Raw genomic sequence first — 23,688 nt, forward strand, 5'->3', positions numbered from 1 at the left:
CGCAAAAAGTGCAATATACTGCGCCCAAAGTTAAGCCCCTGACCTGCGATTCCACACAAAGGATGGGAAAGTTTACGCAGGCACAGGGGCTATTTTGTGCTAATGAGACCCAAAAGTGGTGACTTAGGGGAATCTTTTACGCGACGTTTTCGACCAGCTCGGCGACGATGGCGTCAAAGGCGGCAACCGGATCGTCGGCACCGGTGATGGGACGGCCCACCACAATGTGGCTTGCGCCACGCTCGATAGCCTGGGAAGGCGTCGCCACGCGGGACTGGTCACCAAGGGCGGCACCCACCGGACGCACACCCGGAGTTACGATCAGGGCATCAGGACCCAGCAGCTCACGCATGTCATGAGCCTCCATCGGTGAGCACACGATGCCATCGATGCCGTTGGCCTGAGCAAGCTTTGCCAAGCGGGCGGCCTCCTCGGCCACGGGCGACTCGACGCCGATCTCGCTCAAGGCATCCTGATTCATGCTCGTGAGCACGGTGATGGCGACGAGCTTGGCGCGGTCCTCACGCGCCTCCTCGGCACCCTCGCGGCAGGCAGCGAGCATAGCACCCGAGCCCAGGCCGTGGACCGAAAGCAGGTCGGCACCGGCAAGCGAGGCCGAGCGGGCAGCGCCGCGCACCTGATGCGGAATGTCATGGAACTTAAGGTCGAGGAAGACCTTAAAGCCAAGGTCCTTAAAGGTCTTGACGATCTGGGGACCCTCAGCGTAATAGAGCGTCATGCCGACCTTGAGCCAGGCGGCATGGCCCGAAAGCTCGTGGGCGAGCTCGAGCGCGCGCTCACGGTCGCAGTCGAGGGCGACGATAACACGGTCGCGGGCATCATTCTCTAGCATTCGAAAGCACCCACCAGCTCGTTGATGTCCTTTACGCCCTGGGACTCGGCCCAGGCCTCGAGCTCATGCGCGATCTTAAGCGAAGCACACGGATCGACGAAGTTGGCCATGCCGACCGACACGCAGGTGGCGCCGGCCAGGATAAACTCAGCCGCATCCTCGCCAGTCATGACACCGCCGACACCGTTGATGGGGATATCGACGGCCTGGGCAACCTCCCAGACCATGCGCACGGCGATGTGGTGGCAAAGCGGGCCAGAAAGGCCGCCCTTGGGCTTGGCCACGCGGGACTTGCGGGTATGAACATCGATGGCCATGCCTTGGATGGAGTTAATGACCGAAAGGCCGTCGGCTCCCGCGGCCTCGAGAGCCTTGGCAATCTCGGCGACGTTAACCGGAGCCATCTTGACGAACAGCGGCTTATCGGTCACCTTACGGCAGGCGGCCATGACGGAAGAGGCGCCCTCGGGCGTAGAGCCCATGGCGGCACCGCCGGCGGCAATGTTGGGGCAGCTCACGTTGATCTCGTAGCCGGCAGCCCAGGGGCATAGCTCGACATACATCTCGAGCGCGCGCACAAACTCATCAACGGAGTGCCCGGCAACCTGGCAAATGACCTGGCAACCGTCCTTGGACAGCTGCTCGAGCCACGGGCCGGACTCACGGGCAAAGGCGGCGACACCGGGGTTCTGCAGGCCCACGGAGTTGATCATACCGCCGGGAATCTCGGCCATGCGGGGCGCAGGGTTGCCCGGCCAAGGCTCGGCGGCACAGCCCTTGGTGGTAATGGCGCCCAGCTGGGAAACATCAAAGAAGTTCTGGAACTGCCAACCGTAGCCAAAGGTACCGGCTGCGGTGTTGATGGGGTTCTGCATCTTGACGCCGCCGAAATCGACGGCCATGTTCACGGTACCCACTAGAAGACCACCACCTTGGAAGCATCGAACACGGGGCCGCACATACAAGCACCCTTCATACCGTCGACCGTCTCGACATTGCAGGTGTTGCAGGCGCCAAAGCCACAGCTCATCATACGCTCGAGCGACACCTCGCAGTACACACCGGCCTCGGCGGCAGCGGCGGCGACCTTCTTCATCATGACGGCGGGGCCGCAGCTGGCGACGTAGTCGTAGCCGCCCTCTCCAAGCAGCTCGGCTGCCGGATCGGTGCAAAAACTGTGCGTGCCGAGCGAACCGTCGTCGGTGCACACGTTAACCGTGGCGCCCAGCGCACGGAACTCATCGACACCCACGACTTTGGAAGCGGTGCCAAAGCCCAGGCACACGTCCACATCAACACCCTGCTCGGCAAGCATGCCGGCAAGACACAGCACAGGCGGAACGCCGATGCCACCGGCGACGAGCAGTGCCTTCCTGGTGCCCTCGGGTACCATCCAGCCACGGCCACCGGGGCCCAACAGGTTAGAGGTGGAGCCAGGGCCCATCTGAGACAAACGGCGGGTATCGTCGCCCACGACGGCGTACCACAGCTCGACGGTGCCGGCCTCGGCGTCGGCGCGATAGAAGCTCAGGGGCACGCGAAGCAGCGAGGAGGCATCGCCGGGCACGGCAATGTTCACAAACTGACCGGGCTTGAGCGCACTTGCAAGCTTGGGGGCCGAGATTACGAGCGAGAAGATGCCGTCGGCGATCTCCCGGTTCGAGACGACCTCGAAGTCGTGCATGCGTGCAGTGGAAGGTGTGGGCATAGACGCTCCAATCCCCCATGCGGTTGCATGGTCTAAACGAACAGAAAGCGCGGCACCGCAAGGGCGCCGCGCACAAAAGCGATAAGGCTATGCTAGCAGATGCAGCCGTCGGCGAGCGTCTGCTTGCCACCGACAAATACATCGGTGGCACGACCGGTGAGCGTGCGGCCGGCAAAACCGGAGTTCTCGGCGCGCGACTCGTAACCGTCCTCGCCAACCGTCCAGGTTGCGGAGGGGTCGAACACGGTCAGGTCGGCGACAGAGCCCGCCTTGACCTGAACCTGATCGAGGCCCAGAATCTCACGCGGCTTGATGGCCATGAGCTCAACCATGCGGCTCACGCTCATCTTGCCCGTGTTGACCAGCTCAGTGAGCACGAGCGACAGCGAAGTCTCGAGGCCAATCATTCCAAAGGGCGCGAGCTCGAACTCGCGGGCCTTCTCCCACGGGGTGTGGGGAGCGTGGTCGGTAACGATAGCGTCGACGGTACCGTCGATGACACCCTGACGGATGGCCTCGGCATCCTCGTCGGTGCGCAGCGGCGGATTGACCTTGAGCGAGGTGTTGTAGGTCTCGTCCAGGTCGTTCTCGGTCAGGAACATGTGGTGCGGGGTGGCCTCGCAGGTCACCTGGACACCGGCAGCCTTACCGGCACGCACGAGCTCCAGGCCATGAGCGGTGGAGATGTGCTGGATGTGCAGCTTGGCACCGGTCAGCTTGGCAATCTCGATGTCGCGGGCAATCTGAAGCTCCTCGCCGGCGGCCGGCCAACCCTCGAGGGCCAGACGGGTCGAGACCTTGCCCTCGTTGATCTGGCCGTGGCCGACCAGATCCTCGTCCTGGCAGTGGCTCATAAAGACCTTGCCGAACATCTTGCCGTAGTCCATGCAGCGACGGAGCATGCCCGCGCCCTGCACGCCGCGACCATCGTCGGTGAAGGCGACGGCGCCGTGGGCGACCATATCGCCCATCTCGGACATGGCCTCGCCCTTAAGACCGCGGGTCATGGCGCCCGACGGATAGACGCGGCAGTGGCCGACCTCGGCAGCGCGGGACTTGACGAACTCCACGACGGTGCCGTTATCGGTGACGGGATCGGTGTTGGGCATGGCGCACACGCCGGTGAAGCCGCCCTTGGCAGCAGCGCGGGTGCCGCTCTCGATGTCCTCTTTGACCTCATAGCCAGGCTCGCGCAGATGCACGTGCATATCCACCAGGCCGGGGACGAGATACTTGCCGGAAAGGTCGCGGACCTCGGCTCCCTCGGCGGCGAGGTTCTCGCCGACCTCGGCGATCTTGTCACCGTCGATCAGGACGTCGACGACACCGTCAAGCTCGACGGACGGATCGACGACGTGGGCATTCTTAAGAAGCAAGGCCATTATCGGCACCTCCAAGCAGCAGATACAGGATAGCCATACGCACGCAGATACCGGCGTAGACCTGCTCCAGGATGACGGAGCGTTGCGGGTGGTCGGCCATATAGGAGTCGAACTCAACGCCGCGGTTGATGGGGCCCGGGTGGCAGATAATCGCATCGGGCTTCATGAGCTTCTCGCGGTCCTTGGTCAGACCGAAGAGCTTGTGGTACTCACGAATCGTGGGGAACGGTGCGCCCTCGAGGCGCTCCTGCTGCACGCGCAACATGTAGACGACGTCCAGCTCGGGCAGGACGGAATCGAGGTCGCTCGTCACGTGGTCGCAGCCCAGGACCTCGGGCGCCGGCGGCAGCAGCGTGCCGGGGGCGACGGCGTAGGTCTCGCAGCCCATGATCTTAAGTGCGGGGATCAGCGAGCCGCACACGCGGGAGTGCGCAATATCGCCGACGACGGCGACCTTCAGACCGTGGAAGTCACCCTTGTGCTCCCAGATGGTGTACAGGTCGAGCAGGGCCTGCGTGGGGTGGTTGTGCTTGCCGTCGCCGGCGCAGATGACGCTCGCGGGCGAGTTCTGCGTGACGATGTAGGGAGCACCGGCGTGCTTATCGCGAACGACGATGCAATCAATCTTGTAGGCATTGAGGGTCTCGACGGTGTCGACGAGGCTCTCGCCCTTGACCGTGGAGGTCGAGGAGCCGCCAAAGTTGAGGCTGTCGGCCGAAAGACGCTTCTCGGCGAGTTCGAAGGAGCTGCGGGTGCGCGTCGAGGGCTCGTTGAACATGTTGACGATGGTCTTGCCCTTGAGCGTGGGGACCTTCTTGATCGCACGCTCGTTGACCTCAGAGAACGCCTTGGCGGTCTCGAGGATGAGCTTGATGTCCTCTTCGGAGTACTCGGTAATGTCGATCAGGTGCTTATGGTTGAACGCCACGGTACTACTCACCTCCCAGCGGCGCGGAGCCCACGTGGGAACCCGGCGCGACGTCGTTAATCTCGACGGCGGTGTGGCCGTCGACTTCCTTCATATATAGGTGCACATTCTCCTCATGCGACGAGGGAACGTTCTTGCCGACAAAGTCCGGCGAGATGGGGAGCTCACGGTGACCGCGGTCAACGAGAACTGCCAGCTCGATGCGGCTCGGACGGCCCAGGTCCATAACGGCGTCCAGAGCGGCGCGGATAGTACGGCCCGTATACAGGATGTCGTCCACCAGCACGACGCGCTTGCCGTCGACGCTGAAGGGAATGTTGGTAGCGTGGATCGCGGGAGCGAAATTGGTCGCATAGTCATCGCGGTAGAAGCTGATGTCCAGGCTGCCGAGCGGAACGTCGACGCCCTCGATCTCCTTGATCTCCTCGGCGAGCTTCTTTGCCAGAAGGTCGCCGCGCGTGACGATGCCGACCAGAGCGAGGTCTTCACAGCCCTCGTTGCGCTCGAGAATCTCGTGCGCGATGCGGGTCATCGCTCGATTGACGGCGGTCTCGTCCATGATGACCGCCTTGGGGGAAGTCGTGCCCATCGATCTCCTTCCTCACATGTCTTGACTGCTGACACAGTCAAAAAAATAGATGCCCGACCGCTCAAAGCGGAACCAGACACCCACAGGAAGTACTGCTCATTGACAGCTATGTAATTCCATGTGGGTATCTCGTACCCCTTTAATGGTCAAGGCATAGTGTAGCCAACCTCGGGCTCAAATGCGAGCATAAATACTAGTCAATCCGTAAACGGAGCCAATAGCTCCATAAACCTATATATATTTGTGGGACGCGCTTGAAAACCTTGTTGCGAGCTGGCATAATCCCCTCTGCTGCACGCAAATCGGATCTACGTCCAGGGCCGTAGCGTGGGCACTATCGCCAAAAGAGAAATATCTCTGTGTAGATTGCGCACAGAGACATGCTTCTGTGCTATAGTTCAGGCTTGTTTGTTAACGCGACATGTTCGTTTGTCGCCCAAGGAGGGTCAGTTATGTCCAAAGTTTGCGAAGTTTGCGGTAAGCACCCCGTTGCCGGTCGCTCCATCAGCCACTCTCACCGCGTCACCAACCGTAAGTTCCGCCCCAACATCCAGCGCGTCTACGTCGTCGTCGATGGTCACCGTCGCAAGATGAACGTTTGCTCCACCTGCCTCAAGTCCGGCAAGGTTGCGCGCTCCTAAATAAGGTCTTACCAACAAGTACCTCGGACTCTCCGGGTCAAAGACCTCGCGTTCACATAGAACTTACCAAAGGCGTCCTCCCCCACGGAGGGCGCCTTTTTGCACTCATTGGGGACAGACTTACATGAGTGTTTTCACGCATTGGGGACAGACTTAGATGAATGCTTTCCTAAGCTCACAGTGCATCGATCGGCCCCAATCCATACCTCAGGCCGCCTCGTTCCAGCCTGTGGTGGCCTTGGTTACGCTTGTAGCGCCGATACCGGTGATACGGGCAATTTGCTTGACCGTAAGATGGGCCCGCCTGAGCCTTAGCAGACAGGCATCGCGTTCGGGGCGTGGCAGGGCCTTGAGCAGCGCAGGATCAATGCTCGGCAGGGCCTCGTGTGCGACGGTAAGGGCATCCTCGTCGGGAATCCGTCGACGCGGAAGAATCTCAACTGACCAGATCCGCTCGGCAACTTCCTTAAGATGCTCGCAATAGCGACGGGAACCCCCGACAATATCGAGCATGGGGGCCGCATCGCAGATATCAAAGGGATCGTATCCCAGCTGGTATGCCTTGTAGCTTGACCAGCGGTAGGCATCAAGCGAGTCGAGCGCACCTTTCACGGGATTGAGATGGATATAATCGAGCAACTGCACCGCCTGCGTGTCCGACTCGACCGCGACCCGCGAATAGCGATTATCAAACAGGTGGCCCGTTCTTCCGGTTTTCCCATTGAAATACTTGGCATAGGCCGTCAGCGCGCACTGCATTGCCTTTGAAAGGTTGTCAAATGGGTCATCAACCATCAAATGGAAGTGGTTGTCCATAAGGCACCAGGCCAACACCGCCACGTCATGGCAAGCAAACCTGTCCGAGATGTCCGATAAGAAACGATAGCGGTCGGAGTCATCTTCAAAAATAATCTGTTTGGAATTGCCGCGGTCATAGACGTGGTAATAGCCGGTGAGCGAAACGGCGCGGGCGCATCGGGGCATAATCTCTCCTTTCAAAACTGTACAGGCAACACCTAAAAGGAGAGAAGCAACGCGAAATGCTGAGCCTGTGACCTATTTATATACAATGAACGACAAAAACATACCCAAAACGACAAAATGACAAATCGATGTCTGTCCCAAATGAGTGAAAGCACTCATGTAAGCCTGTCCCCAATGAGCGGGGCGATGCACTGGCAGATAGTTTTAGTTAAAACGCTTCAGTTTATTGAAGCGTTTTAGTATGCCTTTTACGGGAATCTTCCCGTTTACCGAATTATTTCTTGCTATCATGCAAGACGTAGGGTAAATCTCCGATCGCAAGGAGACACAAATGGTGAAAAAGTCACCGGAAAACACTACTCCCGCAATTGTGGACAACGTAGAGGCGCTTGAGGCTAAGCTCGCTCAGATGCGAGAGGCCCAGGCGCTTTTTGCTACGTACACGCAGGAGCAGGTCGACAAGATCTTCTATGAGGCCGCCATGGCCGCCAACAAGGCTCGTATCCCGTTGGCGAAGATGGCCATCGAGGAGACCGGCCGCGGCGTTCTTGAGGACAAGGTCATCAAGAACCACTACGCCGCAGAGTACATCTACAACGCTTACAAGAACACCAAGACCTGTGGTGTCCTGGAGCGCGACGAGGCCTACGGCATCACCAAGATCGCCGAGCCCATCGGCATCGTGGGCGCCGTCATCCCGACGACCAACCCCACCTCCACTGCGATCTTCAAGACGCTGATCAGCCTGAAGACCCGCAACGCCATCATCATCTCCCCGCACCCGGCTGCCGCCAAGTGCACCATCGCCGCCGCTAAGCTCGTGCTTGACGCCGCCGTCAAGGCCGGTGCCCCCGAGGGCATCATCGGCTGGGTCGATGTCCCCTCCATCGAGCTGACCAACATGGTCATGCGCGACGTCGACATCATCCTCGCCACCGGTGGCCCGGGCATGGTCAAGGCCGCCTACTCCTCGGGCAAGCCCGCCCTGGGCGTTGGCGCCGGTAACACCCCGGTCGTCATCGACGACACCGCCGACGTGCTGCTCGCCGTCAACTCCATCATCCACTCCAAGACCTTCGACAACGGCATGATCTGCGCTTCCGAGCAGTCCGTGACCGTCATCGACACCATCTATGACCAGGTTAAGGCCGAGTTCCAGAAGCGCGGCTGCTACTTCGTCAAGCAGGGTGCCGAGATGGAGGCTCTGCGTGCCGCCATGTTCAAGAACGGCGCTCTCGACCACCGCATCCCCGGCATGGCTGCCGCCAAGATCGCCGAGCTCGCAGGCATCGAGGTTCCCGCCAAGACCAAGATCCTGATCGCCGAGGTCACCTCCACCGACCCCGCCAAGGAGGAGTTCTCCCACGAGAAGCTCTCCCCGGTCCTGGCCATGTACCACGCCAAGGACTTCCAGGAGGCAGTCGACAAGGCCGAGCACCTGGTGCTCGCCGGTGGCCCGGGCCACACCGCCTCTCTGTACGTGCACCCCGCCCAGGCCGAGAAGATCAGCCTGTTCGAGCACGTCATGAAGGCCTGCCGTATCGTCATCAACACCCCGTCCTCGCACGGCGGCATCGGTGACCTGTACAACTTTGGCATGAAGCCGTCTCTGACCCTGGGCTGCGGCTCCTGGGGCGGCAACTCCGTCTCCGAGAACGTTGGGGTGAAGCACTTGATCAACGTTAAGACTGTGGCCGAGCGCCGTGAGAACATGCTGTGGTTCCGCGCTCCCGAGAAGGTCTACTTCAAGAAGGGTTCCACGCCCGTCGCCCTCGACGAGCTCGGTACCGTCATGGGCAAGAAGCGCGCCTTCATCGTCACCGACCAGTTCCTCTTCAAGAATGGCAACACCCGCGCCATCGAGGCCAAGCTCGACGAGATGGGCATCGCCCACGACTGCTTCTACGACGTCGAGCCCGATCCGTCGCTGCAGTGCGCACGTCGCGGCGCCAAGCAGATGGCTCTCTTTGAGCCGGACGTCATCATCGCCGTCGGCGGTGGCTCCGCTATGGACGCCGGCAAGATCATGTGGATGATGTACGAGCACCCCGAGTGCAAGTTTGAGGACATGGCCATGGACTTCATGGACATCCGCAAGCGTATCTTCACTTTCCCCGAGATGGGCAAGAAGGCCTACTTCGTCGCCGTCCCGACCTCTTCGGGTACCGGCTCCGAGTGCACGCCGTTCGCCATCATCACCGACAAGGAGACCGGCATCAAGTGGCCGCTCGCCGACTACGCGCTGCTCCCCAACATGGCTATCGTCGACGCCGACAACTGCATGACCGCCCCGCGCGGCCTGACCGCTGCCTCCGGCATCGACGTCATGACCCACGCCATCGAGTCCTACGTCTCCATCATGGCTTCCGACTACACCAAGGGCCTCTCCGAGCGCGCTGCTAAGCTCGTCTTCGAGAACCTGCCCTCCAGCTTCACGAACGGCGCCAAGGACCCGCACGCCCGCGAGGAGATGCACAACGCCTCCTGCATGGCCGGCATGGCCTTCGCCAACGCCTTCCTGGGCCTCAACCACTCCATGGCTCACAAGCTCGGCGCCTTCCATCACCTGCCCCACGGCCTCGCCAACGCCGTCATCCTGACCCGCGTTATGCGCTACAACGCCGCCGAGGCTCCCGTCAAGATGGGCACGTTCTCCCAGTATCCTTACCCCAACGCGCTGCACAACTACGCCGAGATGGCCAAGTACTGCGGCATCGAGGGCAAGGACGACAAGGAGGTCTTCGAGAACTTCATCACGAAGCTCGAGGAGCTCAAGGACTTCATCGGTGTCAAGAAGACCATCGCCGACTACGGTGTTGACGAGCAGTACTTCCTCGACACCCTCGACGAGATGACCGAGCAGGCATTCAACGACCAGTGCACCGGCGCTAACCCGCGCTACCCGCTCATGAGCGAGATCAAGGAGCTCTACCTGGACGCCTACTACGGCCGCGAGCCTCAGGACTACGCCGTCTGCTAGTTTTAGCACGGTTTTTAACGGCGGGGGTGCACGGGTGTTTCACACACCCCCGCCGTCGCTTCTATCGCATCGTTGAAAGGATGCAACCATGCTGCTACCCGATTCCAAGACCGAGCTCGTCCGCCGTGGCAACAAGGTCGTTTACGACCTGGGCGACAAGATTGTCAAGGTCTTTAACGAGACCAAGCCTGTCTCCGACGTGTTCAACGAGGCTTTGAATCTTGCCCGCATCAATGAGTGCGGCATCCGCAGCCCCAAGGCTCTCGAGGTTTCCCAGCTCGAGAACGCCAACGGCTGGGCGCTCGTGACCGAGAAGGTTCCGGGCACCACCCTTGCCGAGAAGATGACTGCCGAGCCCCAGCGCTTTGGTGAGTATCTCGAGATGTTCGTCGACCTCCAAATCGAGATCCACGGCTACACCTCCCCGCTGCTCAACCGTCAGCGCGACAAGTTCGCCCGCATGATCGACAGCCTTGATCAGCTCAATGCCACCACGCGCTACAACCTTCAGGAGCGTCTGGACGGCATGACCAAGGAGTTCAAGGTCTGCCACGGCGACTTCAACCCCTCCAACGTCATCGTCGGCGACGACGGCCAGCTCTATGTGTGCGACTGGGCACACGCCACCCAGGGCTCCCCTGCTGCCGACGTTGCCACCACCTACCTGCTCTTCGCCCTCAACAGCAAGGATCAGGCCGAGGCCTACCTGGAGCTCTACTGCGACCGCGCCGACATGCCCATGCAGGTCGTGCGTCAGTGGACGAGCATCGTCGCCGCTTCCGAGCTCGCTCGTAAGCGCAACGTGAACGATGAGTTCCTGAAGAACTGGATCGACGTCGTCGATTATCAGTAATATCTGAGCGATTTATTTCGCATCGGAGGCACAAGAAAACCCCGCAGCTCATATGGGCTGTGGGGTTTTCCTTTACCCATCGAGTTTATTCACGCAACAAAATAGACTGCTCCGCATCTCTTCCTAAGAGAGATACGGAGCAGTCCCGCAATTACATCTAATAGCAGAAACGTCGATTAACGGCGGGCCGCCTTAACAAGCTCGGCAACCTTGGCGACGACCTCGTCAATCGCCACGTCCTCGCGCTCGCCCGTGGCACGGTCCTTGAGCTCAACGGTGCCATTCTTAAGGCCACGCTTGCCAAGCACCACCTGATACGGGAATCCCATAAGGTCGTTATCGGCAAACTTAAAGCCGGGACGCTCGTCACGGTCGTCGACGACGACCTCGATACCCTCGGCGCACAAGCCCTCGACGATTTGGTCGCAGACGGTTGCGCACTCCTCCTTCTTGGGATCGAGCGGAATCACAGCGACCTCGTACGGGGCAACGGAAACCGGCCAGACGATACCGTGCTCGTCGTTGTGCTGCTCCACGACGGCAGCAAGCGAGCGGGACACGCCCACGCCGTAGCAACCCATGATAAGCGGCTTCTCCTTGCCGTCCTCGTCCATAAAGGTGGCGCCCATGGCCTCGGAATACTTGGTACCCAGCTGGAAGACCTGCGAGACCTCGATGCCGCGAGCAGCAGAGAGCGGCTTGCCGCAGTGCGGGCAGGGATCGCCGGCAACGACGGTGACCAGATCTGCCCACTCATCGACGGTAAAGTCGCGCTCGGGGCAGGCACCGGTAAAGTGATAATCGACCTCGTTGGCACCGCAGGCCCACTGCTTGGACTCGCGCAGGCTCTCGTCGCACACCAGACGGATGCCCTCGGGCAAGTTAACCGGTCCGATAAAGCCCTTGTGCAGACCGTAGGTCTGGAGCTCCTCGTCGGTCATCATGCGATAGCCCTTGCCAAAGACGTGCTCGGCCTTGCAGTCATTGAGCTCGTGGTCGCCCGGGACAATGGCCACGACTGGCTTGCCCTCGGCATCGATCAACGCCAGCGACTTTCGCGTACCGTTCTCGGGGAAGCCAAAGAACTTGGCAACGGCCTCGATGGTGCCCATGCCCGGAGTCTCGACCTTGGTGAGCGTACCGTCGCCGGGGCCCTCGGTCACGACGACCTTGGTGCTTGCCGCCTCGTCATCGGCAGCAAAGCCGCAATCGTCGCAGTAGACCAGCGAAGCCTCGCCGGCGTCGGCCAAAGCCATGTACTCGACGGAGGTATCGCCGCCGATCTCGCCGGAGTCGGCGACAACGGGCAGAGCCTTGATGTAGCAGCGCTCGCAGATGTTGGCGTAGGCCTGCTTCATCTTGTCGTACTCCTCCTGCAGACTCTCCTGCGTGGCGGAGAAGCTGTAGGCGTCCTTCATGATGAACTCGCGACCGCGCATCAGGCCAAAGCGAGGGCGGAACTCGTCGCGGAACTTGTCCTGAATGTGGTACAGGTTGACGGGCAGCTGCTTATAGGAGCGCAGCTCATTGCGCACTAGGGCCGTGACGGTCTCCTCGTGCGTGGGGCCCAGGACGAACTCGCGACCATGACGGTCGTCAAAGCGCACAAGCTCCTTGCCATAGGCGTCGATACGGCCGGACTCACGCCACAGCTCGGCATCGACCATGATGGGCATCATAAGCTCCTGGGCGCCGGCAGCGTCCATCTCGTCGCGCACGATGTTCTCAATCTTGCGGATCGAGCGCCAAGCAAGCGGCAGATAGGAATACAGGCCGGCGGCCTCCTTGCGGATCATGCCGGCACGGAGCAACAGGCGGTGGCTGGCGAGCTCAGCGTCCGCCGGATCCTCTTTAAGCGTCGGCGCATAGAGCTTAGACATATACATTGCTCGAGTCATTTACTTCTCCTCAATAAGCTTGTCGACCTCGGCCATAAGCGCGTCGACAATTTGGTCCTCAGCTACTTTACCAATGATCTGGCCATGCGAAAAGAGCAAGGCCTGACCACGTCCGCAAGCAACGCCCAGGTCGGCATCAGATGCCTCTCCGGGGCCGTTGACCGCACATCCCATCACGGCGATCGAAAGCGGCGCGGAATAGTTCTTAAGCCGCTCGGTGACCTCCTCGGCGATGGGAATGAGGTTAACCTGGCAGCGGGCGCACGTGGGGCACGAGACAATCTCGGGACCACGGCGACGCAGGCCCAGCGACTGTAGAATTCCCCAGGCGACCGGCGGCTCCTCAACCGGATCGGCCGTGAGCGACACACGCATGGTGTCGCCGATACCTTCGGAAAGCAAGATACCCAAGCCTACAGAGCTCTTGATGGTGCCCTGAAGCTTGGTCCCCGCCTCCGTCACGCCCAGGTGGAGCGGAACATGCGGTATCTCGCGCGACAGGGCGCGATAGGTATCAAGTGTCGTCTGTACGCTATGGGCCTTGGCGGATAGCACGATGTTGGTAAACCCACGGTCCTCAAAGTGCCGCACAAAGCGTTCGCTCGACATCACGAGCTTTTCGGGCTGCGTGAGGTCGTCGCGCTCGGCAATATCTTGCTCAAGCGAGCCCGCGTTCACGCCAATGCGAATCGCGCAGCCCGCGGCACCCGCGGCATCGATGACGGCATCGACCTTAGCCCAATCGCCGATATTGCCGGGGTTGATGCGCAGCTTAGAGGCACCAGCCTCGACAGCGCCAATGGCAAGCTTATGGTTAAAATGGATATCGGCGACGATTGGCACCGGAGACTCGGCACAAATCGTGCGAAAGCCCTCGAGCGCAGCCTCGGTAGGCACGCTCACGCGCACGATATCGCAGCCAGCCTGCGCCAACGCGCACACTTGCGCAAGCGTTGCCTGGGCATCAGCAGTATCGGTGCAGGTCATAGACTGAACCACGACCGGAGCGCCACCACCGATCTGCACGCCGCCCACATGCACGGGGCGCGTCAACTCGCGAGGCAAAGGATGGGATAAAGACAATCCAAACACTCCCCTACAGAATAAATCGAAGGATGTCGGAACGAAGCATATAGACAAACAGCAGTGCAAAGAGCGCGATGCCGACATAGCTGACGATTGTCTGCACTTTGAGCGGCAGCTCGCGGCCCGCAATCTTTTGAATGATCTCGATGACCAGCTTACCGCCATCGAGTGGTGGGATGGGCAGCAGGTTCATAAAGCCAAGCGAGAACGAAATGAGCGCGGCAAACGAGAAGAACGTGACGGGACCGGCAGCAGCTGCCTGCGAGGACATGACGCTAATACCCACGATCGAAGAGGACTGATCGAGGATCTCCATCGTATGCTGCGGCTGGAGCAGGCGCATCACGCCATCCGCTGTCTGCACGACATAGGAGAACGACAGGCGAGCCGAAGTGATGGGGTCTAAACGGACCACCTGCGTAGAGGCATACACACCTAGGCGCTCGTCCTCTTTGAGCGCAACCGTGGTCGAATGCTGCTTGCCGTCACGCTCGTACTCGATGGCGATATCGTCCTTACCGGCAGCCTTGCCGATGGCATCGTAGACATCCATCCAAGTGGAACATGAGACACCGTCAACCGAAAGGATCGCGTCACCGCCCTCGATACCCGCCTTGGCGGCAATAGACCCCTCGTCAACCTGACCGATCACGTTGGTATCCATCGGCACGGTGACACCCGCAATGGAATAGATGCTCATAAGGAGCAAAAAACCCGTCAAGATATTGACGATAATGCCCGCGAGCAGCATAAAAGCGCGCTTGAGAAAGCCTTGGCCAAGATAGGTGTGCGAGCGCTCTTGCGCAAGGAACTCGGCCTCGCCGCACGGCAGCTCCCACACATCGCCCTCGGCAGTCGCATGTTCGCGATCGAAACGGCGACCATCAAAGGTGGTATAGCCTGCCTTGTCTCGCGGCAACGTCTGATATTTGGTGGGATAGTAGCTCGGCGAGGGCTTCTCCCCTTCCTCATACCAGGGCGCGATGGAGCCCCAGCCCAGCAAAAGGGCGCATGCCTCGAGCACATCCTCCTCGGAAAGCTCGAGCTCGACAGCAAGGTCGGCCACGGTCACGCGACCATGACGATAGATAGCCGCGAGCACGCGGTCGGCGCACGAAACATCGGTCGGATCCATACCGCAGATGGCAGCGTAGCCACCCAGCAGCAGCGGGGTCACGCCAAACTTGGTTCCAATGCGACGCGACGTGTAATGGATGTCAAAGCGGCACGGCAGACCCAAAAAGAACTCGGTCACACGGACGCCGCAGGCGCGCGCCGCCAAAAAGTGGCCGCCCTCGTGCAAAAACACGAGGACGGAAAGCATCAGCAGGCCCCAAAAGACCGATGAGAGAACGCTCAGAACAGTATCCATAAAACGAAAAAGCAATCCTTATGGGTTAGGAACGGGTTGCGGCGAGCACCTGCGCAGCCTTTTCACGCGCCCACGCATCGATGTCGCGAAGCTGCTCAAACGAATCGACCACCTGCATATCGTGGGCGTCCATGCAGGATTCCACAATGCGATCGATATCGGTAAAGCTGCAGCCATCGTGCAGGAAGGCATCGACGGCGACCTCGTTGGCGGCATTGAGCACGCACGGCATGGTGCCACCCGTCTTGCCGGCACGCTCGGCCAGTGCCAGACAGCGGAAGGTATCCATGTCGGCAGCATCAAACGTGAGCTGCCCCAGCTCGCGGAAATCGATACGAGGCGCCGGAGTATCCCAACGCTCGGGATACGAGAACGCGAACTGGATGGGAATACGCATGTCGGATGCACCGAGATGCGCCATCACGGAGCCGTCGGCGAACTCGACCATAGAGTGAATCTTGGACTGACGCTGCACGACCACGTTAATGAAATCGAGGTCGCAGTTAAACAGATGCATGGCCTCAATGCGCTCCAGGCCCTTGTTCATGAGGGTGGCGGAGTCAATGGTGATCTTGGCACCCATGGCCCACGTGGGATGCGCGAGGGCATCGGCACGCGTCACGCGATCGAGCTCGTCGCGCGTGCGGCCAAAGAACGGACCGCCCGAGCAGGTGAGCCAAATGCAGTGGGCCTCGCGCGGGTTCTCCCCCAGATAGCACTGGTAGATGGCGGAATGCTCAGAGTCGACCGGAATAAGCTGGCCCGGTTGCGCCAACGGCATAAGCAAGTCGCCACCGACGACGAGGGACTCCTTGTTAGCAAGGGCAAGGCGCTTATTCGAGGTCAAGGCCGCATGGCTCGCCTCGAGACCGGCGGCGCCCACAATAGCGACGAGCACGCAGTCGACATCGTCGCGACGCGCGAGCTCGCAAACCGCCTGCGCGCCAACGCCGAGCTGTGTGCCCTCGGGCAACTCCTGCAGCACGGCGTCATCGCCATGAGCGACATCGGCAACGGCAACCGCCGGAACCGAGAACTCGCGGGCAGCGGCAACGAGCTCCGAGGTGCTGGAATTAACGGACAGCGCCGTCACCTGCAGGCGATCGGCATGCTGGCGGCACACATCGAGCGCCTGGGTGCCGATAGAGCCCGTACAACCCAGGATGGCAACGCGAAGGCGTCCATCGGGGCCATACGTCGTCTGGAAGGACATTACAGCACGCCTCCGATCATCAGCAACAGCTGTGCGGTGATGCAGCCAAAGATAAGCGAGTCGCTACGGTCGAGCATGCCGCCATGGCCCGGGATAAGGTTGCCGGAATCCTTGACGCCCACACCGCGCTTGATGCGTGACTCGATAAGGTCGCCGATAACGCCTAGGACGGACACGACCACGCCGCACAGCAGCGCATAGGGCAGGCTGAGCTTGTAGAAGTGCGTCGCCCACAGGATGAGCCAAATCAAAACCGAGCCCAGGATGCCACCGACAAACCCCTCCCAGCTCTTTTTGGGAGAGATCTTGGGGACCATCTTGTGCTTGCCGATACGGCTTCCCACGATGTAGGCAAACGAATCGGAGACCCAAAGGGACGCGCAAACGCCCACCGAAAGCAGGGCGCCGGCAAAACCGGGCACGGCATCGCGCAGCAACACGATAGCCGACAGCATAAAGCCAGTGTAGATGGGACCCATGAGCGTCACGGCCACATCAGAGATACGGGTACGCGGCGACCAGACATACCAAATGCCCACAGCGAGCATCAGGGCAAAAAGCAGGGCATTTAGCAACATCGAATCGCCCAACGCCGACAGCGGAAAGAGTACGGCGGCAGCGATACCCATACGCTCGTTAGCCATCTTGCCATCGAGCCTCGTCATACGGAAAAACTCATAGCAGCACAGACCGCTCATAACAGAAACAAAGATGGCCGTAGGGACGATACCCAAAACCAGACACAGGATAAAGACGACGGCGTAGACGATACCGGCGGCGGCCCGGGTGATAAAGCCCGCAAGCCACGAACCGGTGCCATTCTTTGCTGCAGGCGCTCCCGCAGCGGCAGCCTTGCGCTCAGAGGTCTTGGGAGCAGTTGCCTTGGGACGATCGGACACGATTAAGCCTCCTCGGTCTTGCTCAGACCACCAAACCTACGGTCACGGCCCTGATAGGCCAAAATGGCGTCGACAAGGCCCCAACGATCAAAGTCGGGCCAATAGGTATCGGTGACGTAGAATTCGGAATAAGCCACCTGCCACAGCAGATAGTTCGAAAGGCGCAGCTCACCAGAAGTGCGAATCACAAGCTCAGGATCGGGAAGGCCGGCGGTATAGAGGTGGGAAGCCACCATGTCGTCATCAATTGCGGCAGGATCGATCTTACCGGCGGCAGCGTCGGATGCGATCTGACGGACAGCGCGGGTAATCTCGGCACGCGCGCCGTAGTTGACGGCAAGCGCCAGCGTCATACCGGTGTGATCGGCGCACTCGGCAAGACCGCGCTCAAAAACGTCGCGAGTCTTCTTGGGCAGCGCGGAAATGTCACCCAAAAAGCCTACGCGCACATTTTCGCGCTTCAGAAGCGGCAGCTCGTCGATAAACGTCTTGGCAAACAGGTGCATCAGAACGTTGACTTCGTGCTGCGGTCGATTCCAGTTTTCGGTCGAAAATGCATACGCCGAAAGCACGTCGACGCCCAGGCGCACGCAGGCGGTAATGATCTCGCGCAGCGAGACGATACCCGCCTTGTGGCCCTCAGTGCGCGCAAGACCGCGCGACGTGGCCCAACGACCGTTGCCGTCCATGATGCACGAGATATGGTGCGGAATGTTATTGAGGTCAAGGTCGGAAAAACCGACGCCCGCAGGGGCGTCGGCAAAGTACTCGACCAGTTTATGCTCGTCGTATTGCACCTTAGATCTCCATGACCTCGGCTTCTTTTTCCTTCAGAAGCTCCTCGACCTTGGCGACATACTCATCGGTGTGCTTCTGGACCTTGGCCTGCTCGCGACGGACATCGTCCTCGGTGAGCTCCTCATCGCGCTCGAGCTTGTTGTTGAAGTCGCGACGGATGTTACGGATAGACACCTTGGCCTGCTCGGCGTACTCGCGGCACTCCTTGACGAGCTCGCGACGGCGCTCCTCGGTGGGAGCCGGGAACGGCAGACGAACGACGGTGCCATCGGAGTTGGGGGTAATACCCAGATCGGAAGCGCCGATGGCCTTGACGATAGCATTGATGAGCGCCTTGTCCCACGGCTCGATGAGCAGCATGTGGGCCTCGGGGGTCTTGACGGCGGCAACCTGCGTGACCGGCGTGGGAACACCGTAATAATCGACGGTGATGTCGGACAGAATGTTGGCATTGGCGCGGCCGGTACGGACCTTGGAGAAGTTATGCTTGAGGGACTCGAGCGACTTGTCCATGTGGGCGGTGATGTTCTCTGCCATGCTTAATCCTCCTGATAGACGAGCGTGCCGACGGGCTCACCCGAAAGCGCGCGCTTGACGGTGTCCTCGCCATCGATGTTGAGGACCAAAATCGGCATACGGTTATCCTGGCACAGTGCCGTAGCCGTGGAATCCATAACCTGCAGACCACGGACGAGAACCTCGTGATAGGTAATCTTGTCAAAACGGACGGCATCGGCGCACTTGACGGGATCCTTGTCGTAGATGCCGTCAACCTTGGTGGCTTTAATCAGAATCTCGGCGCCGATCTCGCACGCACGAAGAGCCGCGGCGGTGTCGGTCGTAAAGTACGGATTGCCCGAACCGGCGGCAAAAATAACGACGTTGCCCTTGGAAAGGTGGTTGATGGCGCGACGGCGAATATAGGGCTCGCAGATCTCGTTCATCTGGATAGCGCTCATCACACGGCAGGGAACGTCGTTATGCTCGAAAGCATCCTGCAGGGCGAGCGCGTTCATAACGGTCGCGAGCATGCCCATGTAGTCGGCCTGAGCACGCTCCATGCCACCGGCAGCGCCTGCCATGCCGCGGAAAATATTGCCGCCGCCGACAACGACGCCGACCTCATGGCCAACGGCGAGCAGCTCCTTGACCTGCTTGGCAAGATGATCGGTAACCTTGGGGTCGATGCCATATTGGCCGTCGCCCATCAGCGCTTCGCCGGAAAGCTTAAGAAGCACTCGTTTATATCGGATGTCGGACAAAGCGATCCTCCTTTAATTAGACTCTCAATATGATATCAAAGGCTCTGATAAGAGCCATGAAAAAGCAGGCTGTGAGTAAAACCCACAGCCTGCTCATTACCAGCTACAAGAGCTTATTTACTCGCCACGGACCAGACGGTCAAAGGCAACGACGGTAATGGTGTCGCCGAGCTCCTTGGAGACCTGCTCAGCGTACTTCTTGATGGTGAGGGAGCTGTCCTTGATGAACTCCTGCTCGGTGAGCACGGACTGCTTGTAGAACTTCTCCAGACGGCCAACAGCCATCTTCTCCTGGATAGCCTCGGGCTTGCCGGACTCGGCAGCCTGGGCCATGTAGATCTGCTTCTCGTGCTCGACGGTCTCGCCCGGAACCTGATCGCGGGTAGCGCAGATCGGGGCGACGGCGGCAACCTGAAGGGCAACGTCGTGAGCGAAGGTCTTGAAGGACTCAGCCTGAGCGGTCTCGGCCTTCTCGAAGGCGAACTCGACGAGGACGCCGATCTTACCACCCATGTGGATGTAAGAAGCGAGCGCGCCGTTCTCGGCCTTGCGGGCAGCGAAGCGGGAGATCTTCATGTTCTCGCCCATGATGTGAATCATCTCGGTGAGCTCGGAGGAAACGGTCTCCTCGCCCATCGGCTTCTCGAGCAGAGCGTCGACGTCAGCAGGCTCGGTGGTAGCGACAACCTCAGCGACCTTAGAAGCAAAGCCGGTGAACTTGGCGTTGGAGCCAACGAAGTCGGTCTCGCAGGAGAGCTCGAGCAGAGCACCGGTCTTGCCATCCTCGGAGACGAACGCGGCGACAGCGCCCTCGTTGGTCTCACGGCCAGCCTTCTTGGCAGCCTTGGCAAGACCGTTCTTACGCAGAACGTCGACAGCGGCGTCCATGTCGCCGTCAGCCTCGACGAGAGCCTTCTTGCACTCCATCATCGGGGAGTCGGTCATCTCGCGGAGCTGCTTGACCATAGCGGCGGTAATCTGGGCCATTGTGGTTCCTTTCAAAGAGATGAAAAAGAATTAACTAAGACTGATTTACTCGGCCTTGGGCTCAGCGGCCATCTCGGCCTCGGAGACCTGCTCCTTGCCGGAGCCAGCGAGGCAGGCGTCAGCCATGAGCTCGCACATAAGGGTGACAGCAGAGATAGCGTCATCGTTGCAGGGGATGCCGTACTCGACCTCGTCGGGATCGGAGTTGGTGTCGATCAGAGCGACGACGGGGATGTTCAGGCGCTGAGCCTCCTTGATGGCGTTCTCCTCGCGCTTGGTGTCGATGACGAAGAGAGCCTGGGGCAGACCCTTCATGTCGCGGGCACCACCGAGGTTGGTCTGGAGCTTGGTGAGCTCCTTGCCGAGCACAGCCTGCTCCTTCTTGGGGAGCACTGCCATGCGGCCGTCCTCGACCATGGCCTCGAGCTCCTCCATGCGGTTGATGCGGGAGCGGATGGTGACGAAGTTGGTCAGCATGCCGCCGAGCCAACGCTGGTTGATGTAAGGCATGTTGGCGCGCTCAGCAGCGTTCTTGACGGCCTCCTGAGCCTGCTTCTTGGTGCCGACGAACAGCACGTTGCCGCCCTTGGCGACGTTCTTGACGAAGGTGTAGGCCTGGTCGGCGTCGAGGATGGTCTGCTTGAGGTCGAGGATGTAGATGCCGTTGCGCTCACCGAAGATGAACGGCTTCATCTTGGGGTTCCAACGACGGGTCTGGTGACCGAAGTGGCAGCCGGCCTCGAGCAGGGTGCGGATATTAATCTTGGTAGCCATGTTAAACCTCCTGTGGTTTGCCTCCGCGCGGGGTCATCCTCCAAAACCAACCCGGACATGTGCTACCAAAGCCCGGGCACCACGGTATGAAGTAGCCGCGCGTGCGTGATAAAAACCTGTTGCCGTGAAGCAACCCGATGAATGATAGCAGGAATGCATCTTCCTGCCAACCCGCAATCAAAACCACACACCTGAGCGCGGCGCGGGACGTCCCAGCCACTATTCGCCGCGGGGATGGGCTTGAGCCACAGCCCGCTTAAGCCGATCGGGTGTGAGATGCGTGTAGATCTGCGTCGTGGACAGGCTCGCATGGCCCAGCAGCTCTTGAACCGAGCGCAGGTCCGCACCGCCCTCGAGCAAGTCGGTCGCAAAGGTATGGCGCATCGCATGCGGGGCGATGTCGGCAGGTATGCCGGCGAGCGTCGCCAGCGTATGAAACCGCCGCCTGAGCATGGCGGCACTCATGCGATTACCGCGCGCCGATATAAGCAGCGGATGCGGCCCGGTAACGGGGTCACGACGCTTTGCCTGAGCGAGCAACTCCGGCCTTCCCTCCTCAATATAGAGACGCGTCGCCTCGAGCGCACGACGATACAGAGGGACGATACGTTCTTTGCTCCCCTTGCCCCACAGGCGCAGCGTGCGTTCGGACCACGCAATGGACTCCACATTGAGTGCTGCGAGCTCAGAGATACGGGCGCCCGAGGCATAGAGCAGCTCGAGCATCGCCGCATCGCGCAGTCCCGCGGGTGTTGAGGTATCAGGCGTCTTGAGAAGCGCCTCCACCTGTTGGGTCGTCAGCACACCGGGTAGATCGCGCGGGAGCTTGGGCGAGGAAATTGCCGAGACCACATCGCCCTCCACGACCCCCTCGGCAGCCATCCATCGATAGAGCGATCGGATAGCCGACAGATGCGCCGCAAGCGTTCGGGGAGCCACCTGCTCACGCGAAAGCTCGGCAAGATAGCGACGAATGGTGCGCACGTCGGCAGCGAAAGCATCGATATCCTCGCGCTCGCACCAGGCAGCAAAGCGCTCCAGCCTCGAGCCATAGGCCGTCACCGTATTGGGAGAAAGCCCCTCGACACGTGCGATATAGGCGATAAACGAGTCGACGGTGTCGTACAGGTCAAAGGCTATGACCGGTCGCCTCCAAACAGATCGGGGCGAGTAGCCAGATAGGCATCAAGGGCCTCGAGCGCACGGTCCGCATAGGCCTGGTAGCGGTCGCGCTTGCTGTGGCGCTTACCATCTTCGAGTGGCGGCACCAGGCCAAAGTTGACATGCATGGGCTGGTAGCCCACGGTGGCAGGATCGGTCGCATAGCCCACGAGCGCGCCCAGGGCGCCCACGCGGGGCAACTCGACGCCCGCGGCGCCGATAGCCTCGGCATAGGTGTTGAGCGCCGCGAGCAGACCGGTCGCCACGGCTTCCATGTACCCCTCGGTGCCGGTGATCTGACCGGCCAGGCGCACGCCGGTACCAGGCACGGCAAAGGTGCCATCGAGCACGTGCGGGGCGTCGACAAAGGTATTGCGGTGCATGACACCGTAGCGGAAGAACTCAGCGTTCTCCAGGCCCGGCACCATATGGAAGACGCGCTTCTGCTCGCCAAAGGTCAGGTTGGTCTGGAAGCCCACCAGGTTATAGGCGGTCTTCTCCTTGTTCTCGGCACGCAGCTGAATCGCCGCCCAAGGGCGACGTCCGGTACGCGGGTCGGTGAGGCCGACGGGCTTCATGGCGCCAAAGCGAATGGCGTCCTTGCCGGTGCGCGCAACTTCCTCGGCAGGTTGGCAGGCCTGAAACAGATCGCCGCCCTCAAAGTCTTTGAGCACCACGCGGTCGGCCGTGGTAAGTGCCTCGATAAAGGCCTCGTACTCCTCCTTGTTGAGCGGAGCGTTGAGATAGTCGCCGCTCCCCTGCTCCTCGTAGCGCGACTGCGAAAACAGCACGTCCATATCGAGCGTGGAGGCATCGACGATCGGCGCCGCGGCATCGAAGAACGCAAGGGCGTCGCCACCAACGAGCTTCATGACCTCTTCGCTCAGCGCCGGTGAACACAGCGGGCCCGCGGCAATGACCACGTGGCCCTCGGGAATCTGCGTGACCTCGCCGTGCACGACCTCGATATTGGGACGGGCGGCAACCTCGGCCTCGACAAGCTCGGAAAACTTGACGCGGTCGACCGCCAAGGCGCCACCGGCGGGAACAGCCGCGCGATGGGCGCAATCGAGCAGGACTGAACCCATGCGCTCAAGCTCGGCCTTTAACAAGCCCGCCGCAGAGTCCGGACGGGTCGATTTAAACGAATTGGAACAGACGAGCTCTGCCAGGTGATCGGTATGGTGGGCCGGGGAGCTCACCTGGGGGCGCATCTCGCGCAGCTTTACGGCAAACCCGCGGTCTGCCAGCTGAATCGCGCACTCCGAACCCGCCAGACCGCCACCGACAACCGTCACCTGATCAAACAGCATCTGCAAA

The 23,688-nt window shown here is 60.6% G+C and carries 22 protein-coding genes; 3 read left to right on the top strand and 19 right to left on the bottom strand.

Going from position 1 to position 23,688, the window contains the following annotated elements:
* Positions 1–136: 136 nt before the first annotated feature.
* The 6 genes from pyrF to pyrR form a co-directional block, all read right to left on the bottom strand.
* Positions 137–853, bottom strand: a complete 717-nt coding sequence (gene pyrF, locus DWV43_RS01545) for an orotidine-5'-phosphate decarboxylase (protein ID WP_117564271.1) — start codon at positions 851–853, stop codon at positions 137–139.
* Positions 847–1,755, bottom strand: coding sequence for a dihydroorotate dehydrogenase (locus DWV43_RS01550; RefSeq protein WP_006236128.1), 909 nt, complete (start codon positions 1,753–1,755; stop codon positions 847–849). The genes pyrF and DWV43_RS01550 overlap by 7 nt, the downstream gene beginning before the upstream one ends.
* A 14-nt stretch (positions 1,756–1,769) precedes the next feature.
* The gene (locus tag DWV43_RS01555) at positions 1,770–2,537 is read right to left on the bottom strand and encodes a dihydroorotate dehydrogenase electron transfer subunit (RefSeq protein ID WP_117816891.1); all 768 of its coding nucleotides are present in this window, start codon (positions 2,535–2,537) and stop codon (positions 1,770–1,772) included.
* Between the two features lie 116 nt (positions 2,538–2,653).
* Complete coding sequence (locus DWV43_RS01560; protein WP_117564269.1) at positions 2,654–3,943, bottom strand: dihydroorotase; 1,290 nt, start codon at positions 3,941–3,943, stop codon at positions 2,654–2,656.
* Positions 3,927–4,871: an aspartate carbamoyltransferase catalytic subunit gene (locus DWV43_RS01565; protein ID WP_035138537.1), complete on the bottom strand. Its 945-nt coding sequence runs from the start codon at positions 4,869–4,871 to the stop codon at positions 3,927–3,929. The genes DWV43_RS01560 and DWV43_RS01565 overlap by 17 nt, the downstream gene beginning before the upstream one ends.
* 4 nt (positions 4,872–4,875) lie before the next feature.
* The gene (gene pyrR, locus DWV43_RS01570; protein ID WP_006236123.1) at positions 4,876–5,460 is read right to left on the bottom strand and encodes a bifunctional pyr operon transcriptional regulator/uracil phosphoribosyltransferase PyrR; all 585 of its coding nucleotides are present in this window, start codon (positions 5,458–5,460) and stop codon (positions 4,876–4,878) included.
* Positions 5,461–5,912: 452 nt separating this feature from the next.
* Between pyrR and rpmB the strand changes: the two genes are divergently transcribed.
* A complete protein-coding gene (gene rpmB / locus DWV43_RS01575) occupies positions 5,913–6,101 on the top strand; it encodes a 50S ribosomal protein L28 (protein ID WP_022094725.1) in 189 nt (62 codons plus the stop codon).
* Between the two features lie 207 nt (positions 6,102–6,308).
* On the opposite strand, the gene DWV43_RS01580 is transcribed toward rpmB, so the two are convergent.
* The gene (locus tag DWV43_RS01580; RefSeq protein ID WP_117816872.1) at positions 6,309–7,085 is read right to left on the bottom strand and encodes a transposase; all 777 of its coding nucleotides are present in this window, start codon (positions 7,083–7,085) and stop codon (positions 6,309–6,311) included.
* Between the two features lie 331 nt (positions 7,086–7,416).
* Here DWV43_RS01580 and adhE point away from each other — a divergent pair, with 331 nt between their 5' ends.
* Both adhE and DWV43_RS01590 read left to right on the top strand, forming a co-directional pair.
* Complete coding sequence (gene adhE / locus DWV43_RS01585) at positions 7,417–10,065, top strand: bifunctional acetaldehyde-CoA/alcohol dehydrogenase (protein WP_055250041.1); 2,649 nt, start codon at positions 7,417–7,419, stop codon at positions 10,063–10,065.
* Positions 10,066–10,153: 88 nt separating this feature from the next.
* Positions 10,154–10,918 carry an aminoglycoside phosphotransferase family protein gene (locus DWV43_RS01590; protein WP_006236119.1) on the top strand — a complete coding sequence of 255 codons (765 nt, stop codon included), beginning with the start codon at positions 10,154–10,156 and terminating at the stop codon, positions 10,916–10,918.
* A gap of 176 nt (positions 10,919–11,094) precedes the next feature.
* On the opposite strand, the gene DWV43_RS01595 is transcribed toward DWV43_RS01590, so the two are convergent.
* From DWV43_RS01595 to trmFO, 12 genes are all read right to left on the bottom strand, one after another.
* Positions 11,095–12,816: a proline--tRNA ligase gene (locus DWV43_RS01595; RefSeq protein ID WP_233502546.1), complete on the bottom strand. Its 1,722-nt coding sequence runs from the start codon at positions 12,814–12,816 to the stop codon at positions 11,095–11,097.
* Positions 12,817–13,899, bottom strand: coding sequence for a flavodoxin-dependent (E)-4-hydroxy-3-methylbut-2-enyl-diphosphate synthase (gene ispG, locus DWV43_RS01600; protein WP_117816871.1), 1,083 nt, complete (start codon positions 13,897–13,899; stop codon positions 12,817–12,819).
* Between the two features lie 13 nt (positions 13,900–13,912).
* Positions 13,913–15,274, bottom strand: a complete 1,362-nt coding sequence (locus tag DWV43_RS01605) for an RIP metalloprotease (RefSeq protein WP_117816870.1) — start codon at positions 15,272–15,274, stop codon at positions 13,913–13,915.
* 25 nt (positions 15,275–15,299) lie between these two features.
* Positions 15,300–16,487: a 1-deoxy-D-xylulose-5-phosphate reductoisomerase gene (gene dxr / locus DWV43_RS01610; RefSeq protein ID WP_117564265.1), complete on the bottom strand. Its 1,188-nt coding sequence runs from the start codon at positions 16,485–16,487 to the stop codon at positions 15,300–15,302.
* Positions 16,487–17,386: a phosphatidate cytidylyltransferase gene (locus tag DWV43_RS01615; RefSeq protein ID WP_233539176.1), complete on the bottom strand. Its 900-nt coding sequence runs from the start codon at positions 17,384–17,386 to the stop codon at positions 16,487–16,489. The genes dxr and DWV43_RS01615 overlap by 1 nt, the downstream gene beginning before the upstream one ends.
* Positions 17,387–17,388: 2 nt before the next feature.
* Positions 17,389–18,183: an isoprenyl transferase gene (locus DWV43_RS01620; protein ID WP_117816869.1), complete on the bottom strand. Its 795-nt coding sequence runs from the start codon at positions 18,181–18,183 to the stop codon at positions 17,389–17,391.
* A 1-nt stretch (position 18,184) separates the two neighbouring features.
* Positions 18,185–18,721: a ribosome recycling factor gene (gene frr, locus DWV43_RS01625; RefSeq protein ID WP_006236112.1), complete on the bottom strand. Its 537-nt coding sequence runs from the start codon at positions 18,719–18,721 to the stop codon at positions 18,185–18,187.
* A 2-nt stretch (positions 18,722–18,723) separates the two neighbouring features.
* On the bottom strand, positions 18,724–19,446 hold the full coding sequence (pyrH, locus tag DWV43_RS01630; protein WP_035138557.1) for a UMP kinase: 723 nt from the start codon (positions 19,444–19,446) through the stop codon (positions 18,724–18,726).
* Between the two features lie 117 nt (positions 19,447–19,563).
* Positions 19,564–20,433: a translation elongation factor Ts gene (gene tsf, locus DWV43_RS01635; RefSeq protein ID WP_117816868.1), complete on the bottom strand. Its 870-nt coding sequence runs from the start codon at positions 20,431–20,433 to the stop codon at positions 19,564–19,566.
* 45 nt (positions 20,434–20,478) lie between these two features.
* Positions 20,479–21,207, bottom strand: a complete 729-nt coding sequence (rpsB, locus tag DWV43_RS01640; RefSeq protein WP_006236109.1) for a 30S ribosomal protein S2 — start codon at positions 21,205–21,207, stop codon at positions 20,479–20,481.
* Positions 21,208–21,426: 219 nt separating this feature from the next.
* Positions 21,427–22,347, bottom strand: coding sequence for a tyrosine recombinase (locus DWV43_RS01645; RefSeq protein WP_117816867.1), 921 nt, complete (start codon positions 22,345–22,347; stop codon positions 21,427–21,429).
* The gene (trmFO, locus tag DWV43_RS01650; protein WP_117816866.1) at positions 22,344–23,681 is read right to left on the bottom strand and encodes a methylenetetrahydrofolate--tRNA-(uracil(54)-C(5))-methyltransferase (FADH(2)-oxidizing) TrmFO; all 1,338 of its coding nucleotides are present in this window, start codon (positions 23,679–23,681) and stop codon (positions 22,344–22,346) included. The genes DWV43_RS01645 and trmFO overlap by 4 nt, the downstream gene beginning before the upstream one ends.
* Positions 23,682–23,688 lie beyond the last annotated feature (7 nt).

Source organism: Collinsella sp. AF05-9, assembly GCF_003465595.1.
Lineage (GTDB): Bacteria > Actinomycetota > Coriobacteriia > Coriobacteriales > Coriobacteriaceae > Collinsella.